Annotated in this window: 12 protein-coding genes and 1 pseudogene; 7 read left to right on the forward strand and 6 right to left on the reverse strand. The window is 66.4% G+C overall.

The genetic code is table 11. The features are described 5' to 3' along the window. Positions 1–29: 29 nt before the first annotated feature. The 3 genes and pseudogenes from KIH81_RS00855 to KIH81_RS11960 form a co-directional block, all read left to right on the forward strand. Positions 30–752: a response regulator transcription factor gene (locus tag KIH81_RS00855; protein WP_109057174.1), complete on the forward strand. Its 723-nt coding sequence runs from the start codon at positions 30–32 to the stop codon at positions 750–752. 108 nt (positions 753–860) lie between these two features. Continuing rightward, the gene (locus tag KIH81_RS00860; RefSeq protein WP_214303657.1) at positions 861–1,931 is read left to right on the forward strand and encodes a sensor histidine kinase; all 1,071 of its coding nucleotides are present in this window, start codon (positions 861–863) and stop codon (positions 1,929–1,931) included. A gap of 177 nt (positions 1,932–2,108) precedes the next feature. Next, a pseudogene (locus KIH81_RS11960) lies at positions 2,109–2,276 on the forward strand (S24 family peptidase); the annotation flags it as partial. Between the two features lie 44 nt (positions 2,277–2,320). On the opposite strand, the gene KIH81_RS00865 reads toward KIH81_RS11960, so the two are convergent. Beyond that, positions 2,321–3,145: a ComF family protein gene (locus KIH81_RS00865; RefSeq protein WP_338024711.1), complete on the reverse strand. Its 825-nt coding sequence runs from the start codon at positions 3,143–3,145 to the stop codon at positions 2,321–2,323. A gap of 72 nt (positions 3,146–3,217) precedes the next feature. After that, positions 3,218–4,045: an HAD-IIB family hydrolase gene (locus tag KIH81_RS00870; RefSeq protein ID WP_214303659.1), complete on the reverse strand. Its 828-nt coding sequence runs from the start codon at positions 4,043–4,045 to the stop codon at positions 3,218–3,220. 145 nt (positions 4,046–4,190) lie between these two features. Here KIH81_RS00870 and KIH81_RS00875 point away from each other — a divergent pair, with 145 nt between their 5' ends. Then, positions 4,191–4,553 (forward strand): metallopeptidase family protein, encoded by a 363-nt coding sequence (locus KIH81_RS00875; protein ID WP_170115010.1) that lies wholly within the window; start codon positions 4,191–4,193, stop codon positions 4,551–4,553. 8 nt (positions 4,554–4,561) lie between these two features. Here the strand turns inward: KIH81_RS00875 and KIH81_RS00880 are convergent, their stop codons facing one another. The 3 genes from KIH81_RS00880 to KIH81_RS00890 form a co-directional block, all read right to left on the reverse strand. Next, positions 4,562–6,124: a DUF5719 family protein gene (locus tag KIH81_RS00880; RefSeq protein ID WP_214303660.1), complete on the reverse strand. Its 1,563-nt coding sequence runs from the start codon at positions 6,122–6,124 to the stop codon at positions 4,562–4,564. Beyond that, positions 6,121–9,222 carry a glycosyltransferase family 2 protein gene (locus tag KIH81_RS00885; RefSeq protein WP_214303661.1) on the reverse strand — a complete coding sequence of 1,034 codons (3,102 nt, stop codon included), beginning with the start codon at positions 9,220–9,222 and terminating at the stop codon, positions 6,121–6,123. Before KIH81_RS00885 ends, KIH81_RS00880 begins: the two co-directional genes overlap by 4 nt. 228 nt (positions 9,223–9,450) lie before the next feature. Continuing rightward, positions 9,451–9,750, reverse strand: a complete 300-nt coding sequence (locus KIH81_RS00890; protein ID WP_109057181.1) for a WhiB family transcriptional regulator — start codon at positions 9,748–9,750, stop codon at positions 9,451–9,453. A gap of 345 nt (positions 9,751–10,095) precedes the next feature. On the opposite strand from KIH81_RS00890, the gene KIH81_RS00895 reads away from it, so the two are divergent. The 3 genes from KIH81_RS00895 to KIH81_RS00905 all read left to right on the forward strand — a co-directional run bounded on the left by KIH81_RS00895 (position 10,096) and on the right by KIH81_RS00905 (position 14,180). After that, positions 10,096–11,547: an LCP family protein gene (locus KIH81_RS00895; protein WP_214303662.1), complete on the forward strand. Its 1,452-nt coding sequence runs from the start codon at positions 10,096–10,098 to the stop codon at positions 11,545–11,547. Between the two features lie 452 nt (positions 11,548–11,999). Further along, complete coding sequence (locus KIH81_RS00900; RefSeq protein WP_214303737.1) at positions 12,000–13,751, forward strand: FtsK/SpoIIIE domain-containing protein; 1,752 nt, start codon at positions 12,000–12,002, stop codon at positions 13,749–13,751. Between the two features lie 150 nt (positions 13,752–13,901). After that, positions 13,902–14,180 (forward strand): WhiB family transcriptional regulator, encoded by a 279-nt coding sequence (locus KIH81_RS00905; RefSeq protein WP_003835265.1) that lies wholly within the window; start codon positions 13,902–13,904, stop codon positions 14,178–14,180. A 187-nt stretch (positions 14,181–14,367) separates the two neighbouring features. Here KIH81_RS00905 and KIH81_RS00910 read toward each other — a convergent pair whose 3' ends face one another. Then, entirely contained in the window at positions 14,368–15,855 is a 1,488-nt protein-coding gene (locus KIH81_RS00910) for a sensor histidine kinase (RefSeq protein ID WP_214303663.1), read from the reverse strand. Between the last annotated feature and the right edge of the window lie 35 nt (positions 15,856–15,890).

Below are 15,890 nucleotides of genomic sequence, written 5' to 3' on the forward strand. Positions count from 1 at the left end.
ACACCGAAAGGACAAAGGTAACCGGTTTTATGCTCAACACCACAGCGCGTCAGAATTCGGCACCGCACACGGTGCTGGTGGTCGAGGACGAGCCCACGCTCGCCACGGCCATCGCCCAGCGCATCACCGCCGAGGGGTGGACGGCCCGCGTGGCCGGCGACGGTGCGTCCGCCGTGCAGGCGGCGAACCAGCTGCGCCCCGATCTGGTGATCATGGACATCATGTTGCCGGTGATGGACGGTCTGGAGGCCACCAAGCGCATCGTGGCCGAACGTCCGGTGCCGGTGCTGATTCTGACCGCCCGTGACGACGAGGCGGACAAGGTCATCGGCCTTGGCGCCGGTGCGGACGATTACATGACCAAGCCGTTCTCCATGCGCGAGCTCATCGCCCGCTGCAAGGCGCTGTTGCGCCGCGTGGAGCGTGCCAAGGTCATCGCCAAGAACTCCGAGAACGAGAAGATCCTCGATTTCGGGTCCATGGTGATCGATCCGGCCCAGCGCATCGTGACCGTCAACGGCCAGCAGGTGCATCTGACCCCCACGGAGTTCGATCTGTTGGCCACGCTGGCCCGCCGCCCGAAGTCCGTGCTCACCCGCGAGAAGCTGCTTGAAGAGGTGTGGGATTGGGTGGATGCCTCCGGCACCCGTACGGTGGACAGCCACGTCAAGGCCCTGCGTCACAAGCTCGGCGCGGACACCATCCGCACCGTGCACGGCGTGGGCTACGCCTTCGAGCCGCCCGCCGCGTGAACGACGGTGCCTGCCTCCCTATTGTGATTCGATGATGCACCGGGTTCGTCCTCGCCGACGGGCCCGGTGCATTCTGTTGTACGACGAAACGGCTGATTCGATTTATCCATGGCAAAGCAAACACCGAAATCCCGGCTTGACGCGCTGAAGCGGTACACCAAACCGGTTGATTTTTTCTCCTCCCTGAAACTCGAGCTCAGCGCGCTCATCGTGGTGGCCACCGCCATCGCCTTCGCGATGTGCTGGATCCTGCTCAAATACGGCTGGTCCGGCTGGATCGCCATGCCGCTGACGCTGGTGGTGGCCCTGAGCATCACCTATGCGTGCTCCCGCGGCATCACCGCTCCGCTGCGCCAGATGCGCGACGTGGCCGAGGCCATGGCCGACGGCGACTACAGCGTGCGCGTGGACATCGACCAGGTCCGTCATGACGAGGTGGGCCAGCTCGCCCGTTCGTTCAACGAAATGGCCGGCGAGCTCGAACACGCCAACCAGATGCGCATGGACATGATCGCCAACGTGAGCCACGAGCTGCGCACGCCCGTCTCCGCATTGCAGGCGATGGTGGAGAACATGGCCGACGGCGTCACCGAGCCGACGCCGGCCAATCTCGAAAGCATTCTCACCCAGACCAAGCGCTTGTCCGACCTGATCGCCTTCCTGCTCGATCTGAGCCGTATGGAGGCCGGCGCCGCGAGTCTCAACGTCGAGCGGTTCAACTTCGCCGACTTCCTGGACGAGACCATCGAACCGTTGGAGATCGCGGACGGCGGCCACGCGCACGACATCCTGGTCCACGTGCCGAACGACATCGCCATGGAGGGCGACCAGGACCGCCTGCGCCAGCTGTTCACCAATATCATCGCCAACGCGCTCAAGCATTCCGCGGACGGCACCACCGTGCTGGTCGAGGCCCATGAGGACGAGACGATGGGTACCATCGTGACCAATGTGGTCAACTTCGGCTCGCAGATCGCCCCCGCCGACCGTTCCGCCATCTTCCGCCGGTTCGTCAAGGGCAAGACCGGCCCCGGCACGGAGTCGGGAGGCACCGGATTGGGCCTGTCCATCGCACGCTGGGCGGCGCAGCTCCATGGCGGCACCGTCAAGGTGGTGGATGACGTGCGTGGCGCCGATTTCGAGATCACCCTGCCGAAATACCACATCGCCGAAGGGTGAGGCACCCGTTGCGAAGCACCAGCACAGTGGTTCTGTCAATACCGGTTTGACAGAACCACTGTGTTTATACATACTTTCCGATAGAATCGAACATACGTTCGATTTTGGGGGTGTGTGGTGTCGGGGACGTCCGATGTGCGGGATTCGCTGTTCGTGGTGCAGATGGCGGGCGATTCCATGCGCATTCCCGAAGATGCAGATGCCAACGATGGCAATAATCTGCGAGACGGCGGCATCCGGGATGGCGACCTGCTCATCGTGGACCGGTCGCGCACTCCCCTGCCCGGCGATGTGGTGGTGGCCGTGCTGGACGGCGAACTGGCCGTCAAACGGCTGCTGATACGAGGCTCACGCACCATTCTGCACGCCGACAACCCGCGTTTCCCCGATTACATGGCGCCGGACGGGCTGTGTCCACCCATCTGGGGCGTGGCGGTCGGCGCGTTTCCCGTGCGGGAGTCCCCGGATGTTCCAGAGGTATACGGATCGTCCTCCTCATCGGATCCGTAGCGGACCACGGCGTGGGCCAGGGCCAGCGCGCCGACCGGTACGGCACCGGCCCCATGTAACGCGGCCATGCACTGACGCAATGTGGAACCCGTGGTGATGATGTCGTCCACCAATACCGCCACCGCGCCCTGCAACGGCCTGTCCGGGAGGGGAATGGCTTCGACGTGTCCGCCGATGCGCTGGGCGCGCTGGGCCGAGGAGACCTGCTGCACCGATCGGCCGCCGCCCGCGGTGCTGGCCAGCACCCGAGCCGGCACGGCGTCCACCCCCATATCGCACAGGGCGTCGGCGAGCGCTTCGGCCAACGGCATGAGATGGCGCCTGCCACGCCGTCGCGTGGATTGGCGGGAGGATGGCGCGGGAACCACCAGCACGGGGCCATGGGATGCGGCATGCCGCAACGTTTCGGACAGTGTTTCCGGCAGCCCCGACCTTCCCAGCAGATCCACGATGATCTCAGCGAAGGGCCCGTCCAGTTCCACGTCGTCGTGGTCCTTCCAGTCGAGGATGGCATGGCGGGCGAATCCCTGATAGATGGCGGCGGCATAGGCCGAACCGGACGTGCGGCCTTGCAGTTCCCGTTCGTGGCAGCCGTCGAACAACGCGCGGCAATCGGGGCAGAGCACCTCGTCGGGCCTGTCGCATCCGGCGCATCCGCGGGGCAGGAGCACGTCCCGTATCGCGGGCCAGACATGCGGCAGCACCCCGCCGCTCCCCCGCATCCGGCGATGTCGTCTTCCGTCCGCCCGCGTGACCATGGTTCTGACCTGACGCCGTTATCTCGACGATGACAAGCCGCGGTCCGGCTGCAGTCGGGCGAGCAGCGCGTCCATCAGCCCCAGGGCGTCCTGGGGGTCGGTCACGCGCATGCCCATGGCTCCGGCCTCGACGGCGGGATAGTCGTTGCCGCCCGGTCCCATGCGGTCGCCGGTGAACAGTATCCGGCCGGGGTCGATGTTCAAGGCGGCGGCGAGCGAGCGCACGGCATAGGCCTTGTCCATGCCGTGCTTGCTGACGTCCACGCTGGAGTATCCGCCCGCACGGATCTTCAGGTCGGGCAGGTCGGCGCGCACGGCTTCGGCGAGCGCGTGCTTGCGGGTGTTGTCCGGATCCCACGCCTGCTTGACCTCGACCGGCGCGTATTGGCCGCATGCGGAGAAGGTGATCTGGCTGCCGCGGTTCTCGATGCGCGGCCCCCATGTCTCGGCCTCCCATAGGCCGAGTTCACGGGCGTGCCGTTCGAGGCTGGATTCGATGGCGGCCACGGTTTCGGGGTCGAGGTCGTGCGAATACACCAACGCCCATTCGGATTCGGCCGCGTCCCACCGGTAGTAGCGCGAGCCCGAGGTGGGCATGACGTGGAGATTGGCGCGGTTCGCGGTGGGGGCGAGCACGTCGAGCACCTGGGAGGAGACCACGGCCATGCTGCCTCCGGAGATGAGCGCCACCGTGGCGCATGAGGTCAGGGCACTGAACCGTTCGATCATCGGCGGTTTCATGGGCTGTTTGGAACTGGCGAGCGTGTTGTCCAGATCGAAGCCGAACACCTTGGCCCGCGAGCACAGTTCGTCGAGATCGCATTCGGTCCAGGAGCGCACCATCATCCCCGTGTCCTCCTCACGCGAGTATCCAATGCACCGATTCTAACGCATATTGCCGCCGCCTTGGCCTATGGTGGGAACCATGCTTCAACCGCCTTGGAACGCCCGCGTGTACCGGAACCGGCACGGACGCGGCACCCGCACCCCGATGTTCGGCACTCGTCTGCCCCGTTACCGTACCCGCACCGGCATGTTCGACGACATGGTGGCCGCGCAGGTGCGCCGTCTCGGCGAGGCGTGGCCGCAGTTGGTGCGCCCGCTGCAGTTCGCGGTGGAGGATGTGCCGCCTTCCGACCCGACGCCCTGGCAGACGGAGCCGAATTTCACGTCGCAGTGCTTCCCCGCCAGCCATGGCATTCCGGCGCGCATCGTGCTGTATCGCATGCCGTTGCAGACGGAGGCGCCGACCAAGATGGAACTTCAGTTGGCGATCCGTGACGAGCTGGTCTCGCGTCTGGCGGAACTGTACGGGCGGCGTCCCGAGGAGATCGACCCCGACTGGGGTCTGTGATCCGCCCGTTACCGCACGATGGTGGAGTCGTTGCGGGCCCAGACGTGGGCGATGGACGGTACGAGCGCGGTCGGGCCAAGGGCGGCCAGGCCGGCTACCTTGCCGTCGCCCAGATCGTCGTGGGTTAGCCGCACGTTCCAGCCCACCTGCTTGCCCTGATCCTCGACCATCAGCACGACCGCGGCATTGTCGCCGTCGGACAGATCGGAGGCCTTGACGGCTTGCGCGGCGTTCGCCCCAAGCGTCACGTCGCGGCTTTTGACCGCGTGGCCCTTGGCGTCGTAGGCGCGGATCGTCACCTTCGTCTCCTTGTTGGACAGGTTGGCCAGGGTGATGGTTCCGGTCACGTCGTCCGGCAATGCCAGTCCGGCGTATGCCGCGGGCTGGGAGGCGTTGACGAGCGCGAAATCGGCCTGGTCGCCGTCGCCGGAGCGGGTGGTCTTGACGGTGAGGAACAACTTGTCCTCGGCGGTGGACATCACGCCCAACGCTCCCTTGGGGGCGTCGCCCAGATCCACGACGGACACCTGGCCCGCCTTGACCGTCACATCCTGGGCGCGTACCAGACCGCTTGCGGTGATCCAGGACAGTTCGGTGCGTGTATCGACGTGCGCGAACAGGTAGGCGGTGGCCTTGTCCCCCTCGTTCACCGAGGAGGCCACGGCCGCGTTGGAGGCGGATCCCAACGGCATGGCGAAGTCGGACCCCTTGGAGGTCAGGCCGTCCATGCTCACCACGCGCACCACGGCGGCGATCGGCGTCTCCTTGCTGGAGACCGTCGCGTACAGGCCGTCCTGGGCGGTGGCGGCCGCGGAGAGTTCCAGCGTGCTTTCGCCACCGGCCGGCACGGTCAGCGTGGATTGGGTGGACATGGTGAGTTTGCCGGCGGACTTGGAACCCCACACGGACACGTCCACGGTGGTGGGCTTGGTGGAGGGGTTGGCCACGATGAGCTGCTGCGTGGTGCCGGTGGCGGTGGACGGCAGGAGGAACGACTGGCGCAGGGCCGTGGCCACGCAGGAGGCCGCGGAGACGCCCTTGAGGTCGCCGTCGCTGGCCCAGGAGGCGATGGAGCCGGCGGTGCCGGTGCCGGCCTCGGCCGTGAGCATGTGCGTGTCGATGAGGCGTGAGCCTTGGCTGATCTTCTCGGAACCGGTCTTCACCTGATCCTCGTCGGTGGCATCGTCGTCCTTGAGCGTCACGGTGCCGGAGGCGGACGTCGAATCGTCCCCGAACGCGGCGACGGCGGCGCTGTACACCGAGCCGAACGCCGCATAGCGGGCCTGGGTGGCGAGGTTGCCCACAGTGGCCTGGAATTCGCTGTCGCCGTAGGTGCCGGAATCGGCGAGCGCCATGGGTGCTGGGCAGTACGTTTCGGATTGGGTGGGGCTGACCGTCTGGTCGATGGCGTCGGTGGTGGCCTGGACGCGGTCGATCAATGACTTCGGGCCGGGCAGGACCATCAGGGCCGCGAACAGGGTGATGAGCACGATCATGGTGATGATGCCGGTCACCACGCGCATGACGCGCCTGGGGACGGATGACGTTGATTTCCTTGCTTTGCGGCTCATGCTTCCTCCTCCAAGCCGTCCATGATGCGTCGGCGCGGCAGGGCCACCAGGCAGTACAGGGCGAGCACGACCGCGAGGCAGATGAGCCAGGCGCGTCGCCAGCTGCTGTTCTGGGTGCGCTGCTGCCATGAGGTGTCCACGTTCTGAGATGCGGCGGAGCGCAGGGTGAGACGGTAGTAGGTGCCGGCGTCGGTGCTGACCAGTGCCTGAGTGCCGTTGGATGCGGCGATGTTGGCGCTCAGCTGTTCGTAGGGCGTGGCTGTGGTAGCCGATTCGCCGTCAGAGACCACGTAGATGCCGCCGAAGCCGAGCTGGCTAATGGTGGCGATGGCATCCTCGTCCGGATTGGACAGCAGCGTGGCGCACGCCTTGGCGAGCGTCTGGTCGATCTCGTCATGCTCGCCGTCCAGCAGACGCACGCGCTGGGCCGGGGAGCTGTCGATGAGGTCGCCGCGGGAGGTGCGCATCACCGAGTAATCGACCACGTTGCGGGTCTGGGCGCTGATGGCCAGCACGCGGTGGTCCTCGCCGGAGGCCAGGTAGTCGGTGGTGACCATGGGCAGGCCGGACCGGGAGACGCCCAGTCCCTCGCCGTGATGGCGTTCGAGGCCGTACCAGCATTGGATGGCCACGCACCCGGCGAGCACCACGGCGAGCACCATGCGGCCGGATACGATCAGCGGGCGCAGACGGTCGCGCGCCGGCGCCTCGATCTCGCCTTGCGCGTTCGAGTGCAGGGGGTGGAAGCGTTTCACCGCGCCGCCGGCCACCAGGCACACGCAGGCCAGGAAGCCCATCATCATCAGGAGCATGCCGGGTTCGGCCGAGCCGGCCACCGGGCCGCCGGCGTCCACGTCGATGGCCACGCGCGAGGAGACGAGCGAAAGCGCCGCGCCGCAGACGATGACCACCCACATGAGTCGGGAGGCGCGCAGGGCGAACGGCAGCACGAGCGAGGCGATGGCGAGCACGGTCACGATGAGGAGCAGGAGCGCCATGGCCAGGTCGAGCATGTGCGTGGACAGGGGGTTCCATCCGAGCGCGCGCTGGGCCACCTGCAGCAGGCTCAACGCCTCGGGGGAACCGTTGGATGCCGTGGAGGGCACCATGATGTCGCCGAACAGCTGACGCCATGAGCCCAGATGCGCGTAGCGGACCGAGTTGACGAGGATGGGGGCCACGGCGAACGCGGCGGGTACGGGGATGAGCAGGAGCGTGGCGCGCTTGCGGCGTACGAACATAAGGAACGCCACGAACGTCACGACGAGCGCCAGCAGGAGCTGCGGCTCGGCGGCCACCACGGGGATGAAGCACAGGGCGGACAGCGCCGCCGCCTGCACGGAGGGGCGCGGCTTCAACGGATCCTCGGTGTGGTACATGCCCACGGCGCGGAACACGAACGCGAAGGCGGCGGGCAGGAAGACCAGCACGGTGAGCATCGGCAGGTCGGCGCCGGCGTACCAGCCGAACATGATGCCTGAGGAGGCCCACAGGAGGCCGCCGAGCACGCGAACCACGTCCGAACGGGTGAAGATGCCCGCCAACGCCCAGAAGGACAGGGCGGCGAGCGGGGCCGCGGCGAACAGCATGAGCGACAGCGCCGCGCCCACATGACCGATGGTGAACAGGGAGGCCACCATCAATACGAGCAGCCACGGTGTGGGAGACGCGGGGATGCCGATGCCGGAGCCGAACACCCACGGTGTGGTGGCGGCCTGCGCCAGCTGGTGGAAGCTCGCGCCGGTGGGCAGCAGCGTATTCGAATACAGCGAGCCGTTCGAGAACACGGCGCGGAACACCGGCCAGTGGATGGCCATGATGCCCAGGAACGAGACGAGCGCCATGATCATGGCCCACGACCATCGGCGGATGATGCGGCTGCGCAGATGCGCGCGTTCGAGCGGGCTCAGCAGCACCACGCCCTGCTGGGCGATGAAGGCGTCGCGCCGGTCGTGGAACTGGGCGATCTGCCGGCGGTCGGCGGCAAGCACCTGCAACGAGGACATCGGCACCTTCGACTGGCGGGCCACCAGCCTGCGCGAGCGCATGGCTCCGGGGATGGAGGTCAGGGCCAGCCACGGCAGGCACAGCTCGATCCACGCGCCGTATGGTTTCTTGCCGAACAGCATGGCGAGCGCCATGCCGAAACTGCGGATGAAGCGCCACAGCCATACCGGGATCCACGAGGACATGGCCATGTCCGTGTATAGGTAGCGTTGCTGGGCGCGGGCCACGGTCATGGCTGGGCTGATGGTGTGGTGGGAGTTGAGCGCCTCGCCGCCGCGGGTGCGCACGCCTTCGTAGCGGGCGCGGCGGTGGGCGATCTGCGCCTGCGGCACGATCACCACGCGGCCGCCGCTCTGGCAGACGCGACGGCAGAAGTCCAAGGATTCGCCGTAGGTGGTGAACCAGGGATTGATGCCTTTGAGTCGCTTGAACGTGCTCAGCGAGACGAGCGCGCCGGCCAGGGATACGGCGTACACGTCCTGGCGGCCGTCGTACTGCTCCTGATCGGGTTCGCCGTCCACCACGAGGGAGTGGACGGTGTGGCGGCCCGCATACATGCCCACGTTGTGCAGTTGCTTGCCGTCCCAGTCGCACTGTTTGCAGCCGAGCACGTTGGCGCCCGGCGTGTTGCGCCAGGATTCCAGCAGCCGTTCCAGACAGGTGTCGTCCGCGGGGCGCGAATCGTCGTGCAGCAGCCACAGCGCACGGGTCGAGGGGTCGAGTTCGGCGTAATCGAGGGACTTGTCCACGGCGTCGCCGAACGAGCGGGCGCCCTTGGCCCGCACGATCTGCACGCTGACCTCCTTGGCCTGCGGCATGGCCATGACCGGGCCGGCCGGCGAGGGGATCACCTCGAAGGACGTTCTGACGGGCTGTCCGGTAGCGCCGGTGGCGTCGGCGATGATGATGACGCCCGGCAGCACGTTCTGGGTGAGCAGGGCCCGCAGTGTGGCCGCAAGGAAACGGGCGTCCTCCTCGACGGTGATCACGGCCGCTATGCCGGCGTCGACATCCTGCCGGTGCGTGTACGGCCTGGATGCCATGGCTTCGGCCAGAGCCTGCTGAATATCGCTGTTACCTGTCGGACTCATAAACCCCCAGAGTAATAGGCACCACCGCCGAGTATCCGTGAATGGCGGCAAATGCCTTCATATTCCTTGATTTGCTCACATTCGACGTCAGGAGACGCCAGGAGACGCCGGAACCTGACCGATGCGGCCGACCACGGGATACGGCATCACCGTGAAGCCCATCAGGGACGAACCGGATATGGACGCATGCCATGCAGGACGCAACCGCAGGATGATCCACCCCGCGTCTTACGCCTGTTCGCGGTGGCTCTTCTTGTACCGGCGGCGTTCGCGTTCGCTCATGCCGCCCCAGATGCCGAAGCGTTCGTCATGGTCGATGGCCCATTTGAGGCACTGCTCGCGCACCTCGCACTTGGCGCACACACGCTTGGCGTCACGGGTGGAGCCGCCTTTTTCGGGGAAGAACGCTTCGGGATCGGTCTGCGCACACAGCGCCTTGTGCTGCCATGAGACGTCGCCGTCCGGCTTGAACAGGCCCCATAGCTCGTTCCACTGCTCTTCGGCGGAATCGTCGACCACACCCCACATGCGACTCTCCTTGCCTTCGAGCATTTCAAAATTTGACGGTTACATTACACTCATGCCGCCGTGTTTTTGTCAAATGGTGTCTCGTGTCATTACGCCTGTTTATGAGAAATTGTGCTATAAGCGTGTGACTGTCTGCACTGTGCCGCCGGGCGCGGTTCGGTTGCATCCGGGCTTTGGCAGCGGCGGGCGGCGGGGCGGGTTCCGTGGCGGGCATGCGTGGGATATGCGTTGAACATGCGCCGGGTATGTGCCGGTCATGCGAAGGAACCGCACCCGTCTGGCCTGTTCGCCGGGCACTGTGTCAAAGTGGCTTTCAGTCATTTTCGACGGTATGTGGAGGATTGCATGACGCAGGAAACAAGTGGAGCGGACCAGAATATCAATCCGCCGAGCTTCGTTCCCTCCGCCGGTCGCCGTCAGCGTCCCTCCGCCTCCGCGCCGCAGTCCTTCGCTCCGGCGCGTTCTCGTGCGACCGGGTCCTCCGGCGCACGTCGCAGCGGCGACGATGCCGTTGAGGCCTCTTCCGCACGCTCCATCACCCCCGACAACGGCGGTTCCGCCGATTCCGTGACGTCCTCCTCGCAGCATGCCGTGGGTGCGGCGACCCCGCCGCCCAGCTTCTCCCCCAACGCGCGTCGTGCGGCCCGCCGCAGCACGCCGGGCGACGCCATGCCGCAGAGCATCGCCCCGACTCGGGCGCGCCGCTCCTCCGGTTCCTCCCGTAACGCCGTGCGCCCGGCATCCACTCCGGCCGATCCTCAGATGAGCCGTCCGGCCGCGGCTTCCCTGCGCGCAGGGCGTGGGTCCATCTCCCCCGGCGCCGGCGTGGCCCGTGCCGTACGCCCCCGTCACCGTGCCGGCCGTATCGCGGCCATCGCCGTGGCCGTGCTCGTCGCGGCGCTCGTGGTGTCCGTGTTCGGCGCCTGGACGTGGGTCAATGGCCGGTTGAACAAGGCCGATTGGCTGACCGACTCCGCCGACACGCCCGCATCCACATGGCTGATCCTAGGTTCGGACGAGCGCGACGGCTCCACCGATTACGGCGGCGTGGACGATGTCTCCGGTTACCGCACGGATACGATCCTGGTGCTCACCAAGCCCAAGAGCGGCGCGAGCTCGCTGATCTCCATCCCCCGTGACTCGCTGATGAACGTGGACGGCCAGTACATGAAGATCAATTCCGTGGCCCAGTTCGCCGGCAACAAGGCGCTGGTGGGCGAGATTGAGACCCTGACCGGTCAGCGCATCGACCATGTGGCGCAGATCAAGTTCGGCGGACTGCAGGAAGTGGTCAACGCGCTGGGCGGCATCGAACTGTGCTACGACGAGGACGTGCAGGACGCCTACTCCGGCCTCAACTGGCAGGCCGGCTGCCATACCGCGGACGGCGCCACCGCCCTGTCCTTCTCCCGCATGCGCTACGCGGACGCGCAGGGAGACTTCGGCCGCAACGCGCGCCAACGTCAGGTCATCGCGGCCATCGTCAAGAAGGCCTCCAGCGCGCAGACGCTGACGAATCCGGCGAAGGTCTCCAAGCTGGCCAGCGCCGGGCTGGATTCGTTGACCGTGGACAACAAGACCACGCCGTTCACCCTGCTGTCCATGGCGCTGGCGTTCAAGGCCGCCACCGGCAGCAACGGCGTCTCCGGCAGCGTGTACTGGTCCGATCCCGACTACTACGTGGACGGCGTGGGCTCCTCCGTGTTGCTGGATGACGCGAAGAACACCGAACTGTTCAACGAGCTCGCGGCCGGCACGCATGCCGCCGGTACCGTCGGCACCCTCGCCGAAAGCTGATACACGGCTTCTGCCGGTAGGAGCTTCCGGCTCCCTTCTTTGAGGGGAGCCGTCGAACGAAGTGAAGCTAAGGGGAGCTCTTTCGGCTCGGTTAGGTCAAGATTGGCATGCCCCCATTCTTGGCTCCCCTCTCCGAGGGGAGCTGTCGCCATAGGCGACTGAGGGGAGCTCATCATCCCGCGTAGGCCTCCCCTCAGTCAGCTTCGCTGCCAGCTTCCCTAGGAGAAGGGAGCCAGAACAACAACACAGAAGCTGGAACCACATAGGCCGGTTCGGCTTGCGCGGGACGCCCGGATCGGTTCACGCTGGAAGGCATGTCAAGACATGCACAGCAACGACGCACCTCCTCCCCTCGCCATGAGCGGCGCAACCGTCACGGTTCCGGCCGACGCTCCAATCGTCCCGACTCCACTGCACGCAACGGCGCCGTCCAGGACCCGCGCGCCAAACTCATGGTCTTCGCCATGGCGGCGCCCCTGTTCGCCCAGATCATGATGATCGTGGTGATGATCGTCCAGGGCCAGTGGATGTTCGCCATGATGGTGGTGCCCGGTGCCATCGGCTGTCTGGCCTCGGTGCTCATCGCCCTGCCCTGGGGATCGCCGGCCCCAGCCGGAACCGCATCACCGTCCATATCCGCTGCCTCGCCACGCCCCACCGCCGTCGATGACGACACCGGCGGCACCGTGGCCTTCCATACGATGACCTCGCAGCCCATCGAGTCGATGCTCGGCTTCGACCGGCTGCCCTGGCGCACCATCGTCAACCATTGGATAGGCCCGGCGGATCTCAACGTGCCGCTTGGCGTCGCCGCGCAGAGCCGGTTCGATCTCGATCTGGTCCGTCAGGGGCCGCACGCGCTGGTGGCGGGCACCACCGGTTCCGGAAAGTCGGTGCTGCTGCAGAGCTGGTGCTTGGCGTTGGCCGCGTGCAACGGCCCGGACCGGCTCAATTTCGTGTTCCTTGATTTCAAGGGCGGCTCCGCGTTCCGCGCGCTCGAACAGCTGCCGCATACCGTGGGCAACGTGTGCGACCTCGACCTGGCGCATGCGGCCCGCGCCCTGCGCGCGTTGGAGGCGGAGCTGACCCGGCGCGAGCGGCTGGCCGCCGAGCATCACGCCGCGCATATCGGGGACATGCCGCTGCCGCCGCCGCGTCTGATGGTGGTCATCGACGAGTTCCACGCGCTAAAGGACCAGCTGCCGGACTACATCGGCCGTCTGGTGCGCATCGCCTCGCTTGGCCGTTCGCTCGGCATGCATCTCATCGCCTGCACGCAGAACCCGCTCGGTCAAGTCAACGCGGACATGAAGGCGAACATGGCCATCAACATCTGCCTGCGGGTGCGCGACACGATGCAGTCCACGGAGCTTCTGGGCGATGGCAGGGCCGCGTCCATCCCGCCCACGCTGCCCGGTTCGGCGTACTGCAACGACGGCGAACAGGTCACGGCATTGCGTTGCGCCCCGGTGGGGGATATCGCCCGCTGCTGCCGGCAGGTGTCGCTGGCGCAACGGTTCATGGGATTCGCGCCCACCCCTGCCCTGTTCACCGCGCCGCTGCCCATGCGGGTGCCGGCTCCCGTCCGTGCGGGGCATGCGCGCAACCGGTTCCCTGATCGGCTGTGGTTCGGCCTTGCGGATGACGGCATCGCCCTGCACGATGCCACGGTCCCGGTTGCGGGAGGCAACATCGGCGTGATCGGCGCGCACGGTCGCGGCAAGACCACGGTGCTGACCATGCTCGCTCGTTCCGCCGCCGGCATGGACGGTCTGATGGTGAGGCACAGCATGATGCGGCGTGGCGAGCGGGTCACCGAACTGCTGCGGGGCGGCGATGGCTTCGGCGCAGCGGCCGCGGAAAGGCCGGACGCACCGCTTCCGCCGCGACTGGTGTGGGTGGTCGATGACGCCGACGAGCTGTTCGACCCGTTCAACGTCGGCGATGAGGCGGACGCATTCCGCAAGGCGCTGGCGGATGCCGCCGTCACCGTGGTGTTCGCGGTGACGACCGCCCGTCACGTACGGGTGCCCGAGCATTGCGTGACGCGCATCGTGTTCCCCTGCGGCGAACGGACGGCGGATCTGACGGCGGGCATCCCCTCGAATCTGTTGTCCACGCTCGGCCAGCGCGATCTGGACACGCCGGGCAGGGCGGTGCTGGTCACGGGAGCCGCGGCCTGTCTGGTGCAGTGCGCCGCCTGATGCGCCGGCATCGCGGGCCGGCGGCGCAGGGCTTGGCGTGTCGTCACTTTCTGGGCGAAAACTCTTGAAAAACGGTATGGTTCGTGGTTACCTTGTATCTGGGCTTATAGAAACAACAACAGCCAGAGGCTTTAAACAAGGAGGCAAGCATTGAGCAGCGCTTTTGATTGGCGAGCCAAGGCCGCATGTCGTGACAAGGATCCGGAGCTTTTCTTCCCGGTGGGCAACACCGGGGCAGCCTACCAGCAGATCGAAGAGGCCAAGGCCGTGTGCCGTACCTGCAAGGTGATTGACGCATGCCTGAAGTGCGCGCTGGACACCAATCAGGATTACGGCGTGTGGGGCGGCCTGAGCGAGGACGAGCGCCGCGCCCTGAAGCGCCGCGCCATGCGTGCCCGCCGTTCCCAGGCCATGCAGATGCAGATCTGATCGGCGAACGTATTCCAAAGGTTTATACGCGAAGACCCTCCCCTGATCGGGAGGGTCTTCGCGTATGTGGAGTGCCGGTCGTCTTCACCTCTTCAGCGGCATGTCACACGCCATGCCGCGCCCCCGCCCATTCGAAGGGCGACGGCTCCCCTCCGGAGAGAGGAGCCGGAGAGCCACGACGGAATGCCTACTCGTCCTGGGCGGCGCGCAGCTTCATGTCGAGGACCACGCGGGTGCCGCCCTCGCGGCGCGGCTCCCAATGCACGGAACCGCCGAAGTCGTTGGTCACGAACGTGTTGATGATCTGCGTGCCGAGGCCCGAGCCGGAGGAGCGGGCCATGCCGTTGTGCTCCTCGGAGCCGAGGCCAGTGCCGTCATCCTCCACCACCACGTTGAGGTTGGAGCCGGAACGGCCCACGGAGATGACGATGTGGCCCTCCTTGCGGCCCTCGAAACCGTGCTCCACGGAATTGGTGATGAGCTCGGTGAGCACCAGCGACAGCGGCGTGGCGTCCTGGGCGGGCATCATGCCGAACTTGCCCATGAAGTTGATGTCGATCTGCTGGTCCTTCATGGTGGCCAGGTCCACGGCCATGCGCAGCAGGTTGGAGATCACCTTGTCGAAGTCCACGATCTCGTCCGCGGTCTGGCTCAGGCCCTCGTGCACCATGGCGATGGTCTGCACGCGGCGCTGCGCCTCCTGCAGCTCCTTCTTGACCTCCTCGGACTTGGTCTTGCGCGCCTGAAGACGCAGCAATGCGGAGACGGCCTGCAGGTTGTTCTTCACGCGATGGTGGATCTCGGAGATCGTGGCGTTCTTGGTCTGCAGCTCCTGCTCGCGTCGGCGCAGCTCGGTCACGTCGCGGCACAGGACGATGGCGCCCACACGGCCGTTATTGTCGAACAGCGGCAGCGAGCGCATGGAGACGGCGGAACGGTTCGCGCTGAGTTCGGAATCGACCGCAGCCTTGCCGGAGAGCACCAGCGGCAGCGTCTCGGGCACGGAATCGTTCTCCTTGATGAGCTGGGTGCCCAGTTCGCTCAGGTACTGGCCGGGCATGGTGGTCAGCAGGCCCAGTCGACGGAAGCAGCTGATGGCGTTAGGCGAGGCGTAACGCACCACGCCGTCGATGGTCAGGACGATGAAGCCGTCCGCCACGCGCGCGATGTGGCGCTGGCTCATCACGGAGTCCTGGTACGGGAACTGGCCGCGCGGGATCATCTCGTAGAGCTGCTTGCCGGCGTTGATGCTTTCAGACTCGTATCGGCCGTTGGATTCCCGTGTGGCCATGTTGGTCTCGCGCACCACCAGGCCCAGGGTCTTGCCGTTGTGACGCACCGGCGCGTACACGTTGCAGACGGTGGCCTTGCCCACGGTCCTGAGCACGGTGGAGCGGAACACCACGCTGGACTGCATGGCGGCGTCCAGTTCGCCGGCCATGTCCTCGGGCATGACCTCGCCCACCACGTCCTCTCCACGGAGCGTCATCACGGTGGAGGGACGGCACTGTTCGGCCACCACGTACCTGCCGGAACCATCCTGCACGAGCAGCAGCAGGTCGGCGAAGCTGAGGTCGGCGATCACCTGCCAGTCGGCCACCAGATGGTGGAGCCATTCGCGGTCTTCGTCATCGAAATCGGGGCGCGTTGCGAGGATATGAGAGAAATCTGCCATGCGCACCATAATACGCAGGATACGGCCGTCGGACG

The sequence above is a fragment of the Bifidobacterium miconisargentati genome, assembly GCF_019331675.1.
In the GTDB taxonomy this organism is placed as follows: Bacteria; Actinomycetota; Actinomycetes; order Actinomycetales; family Bifidobacteriaceae; genus Bifidobacterium; species Bifidobacterium miconisargentati.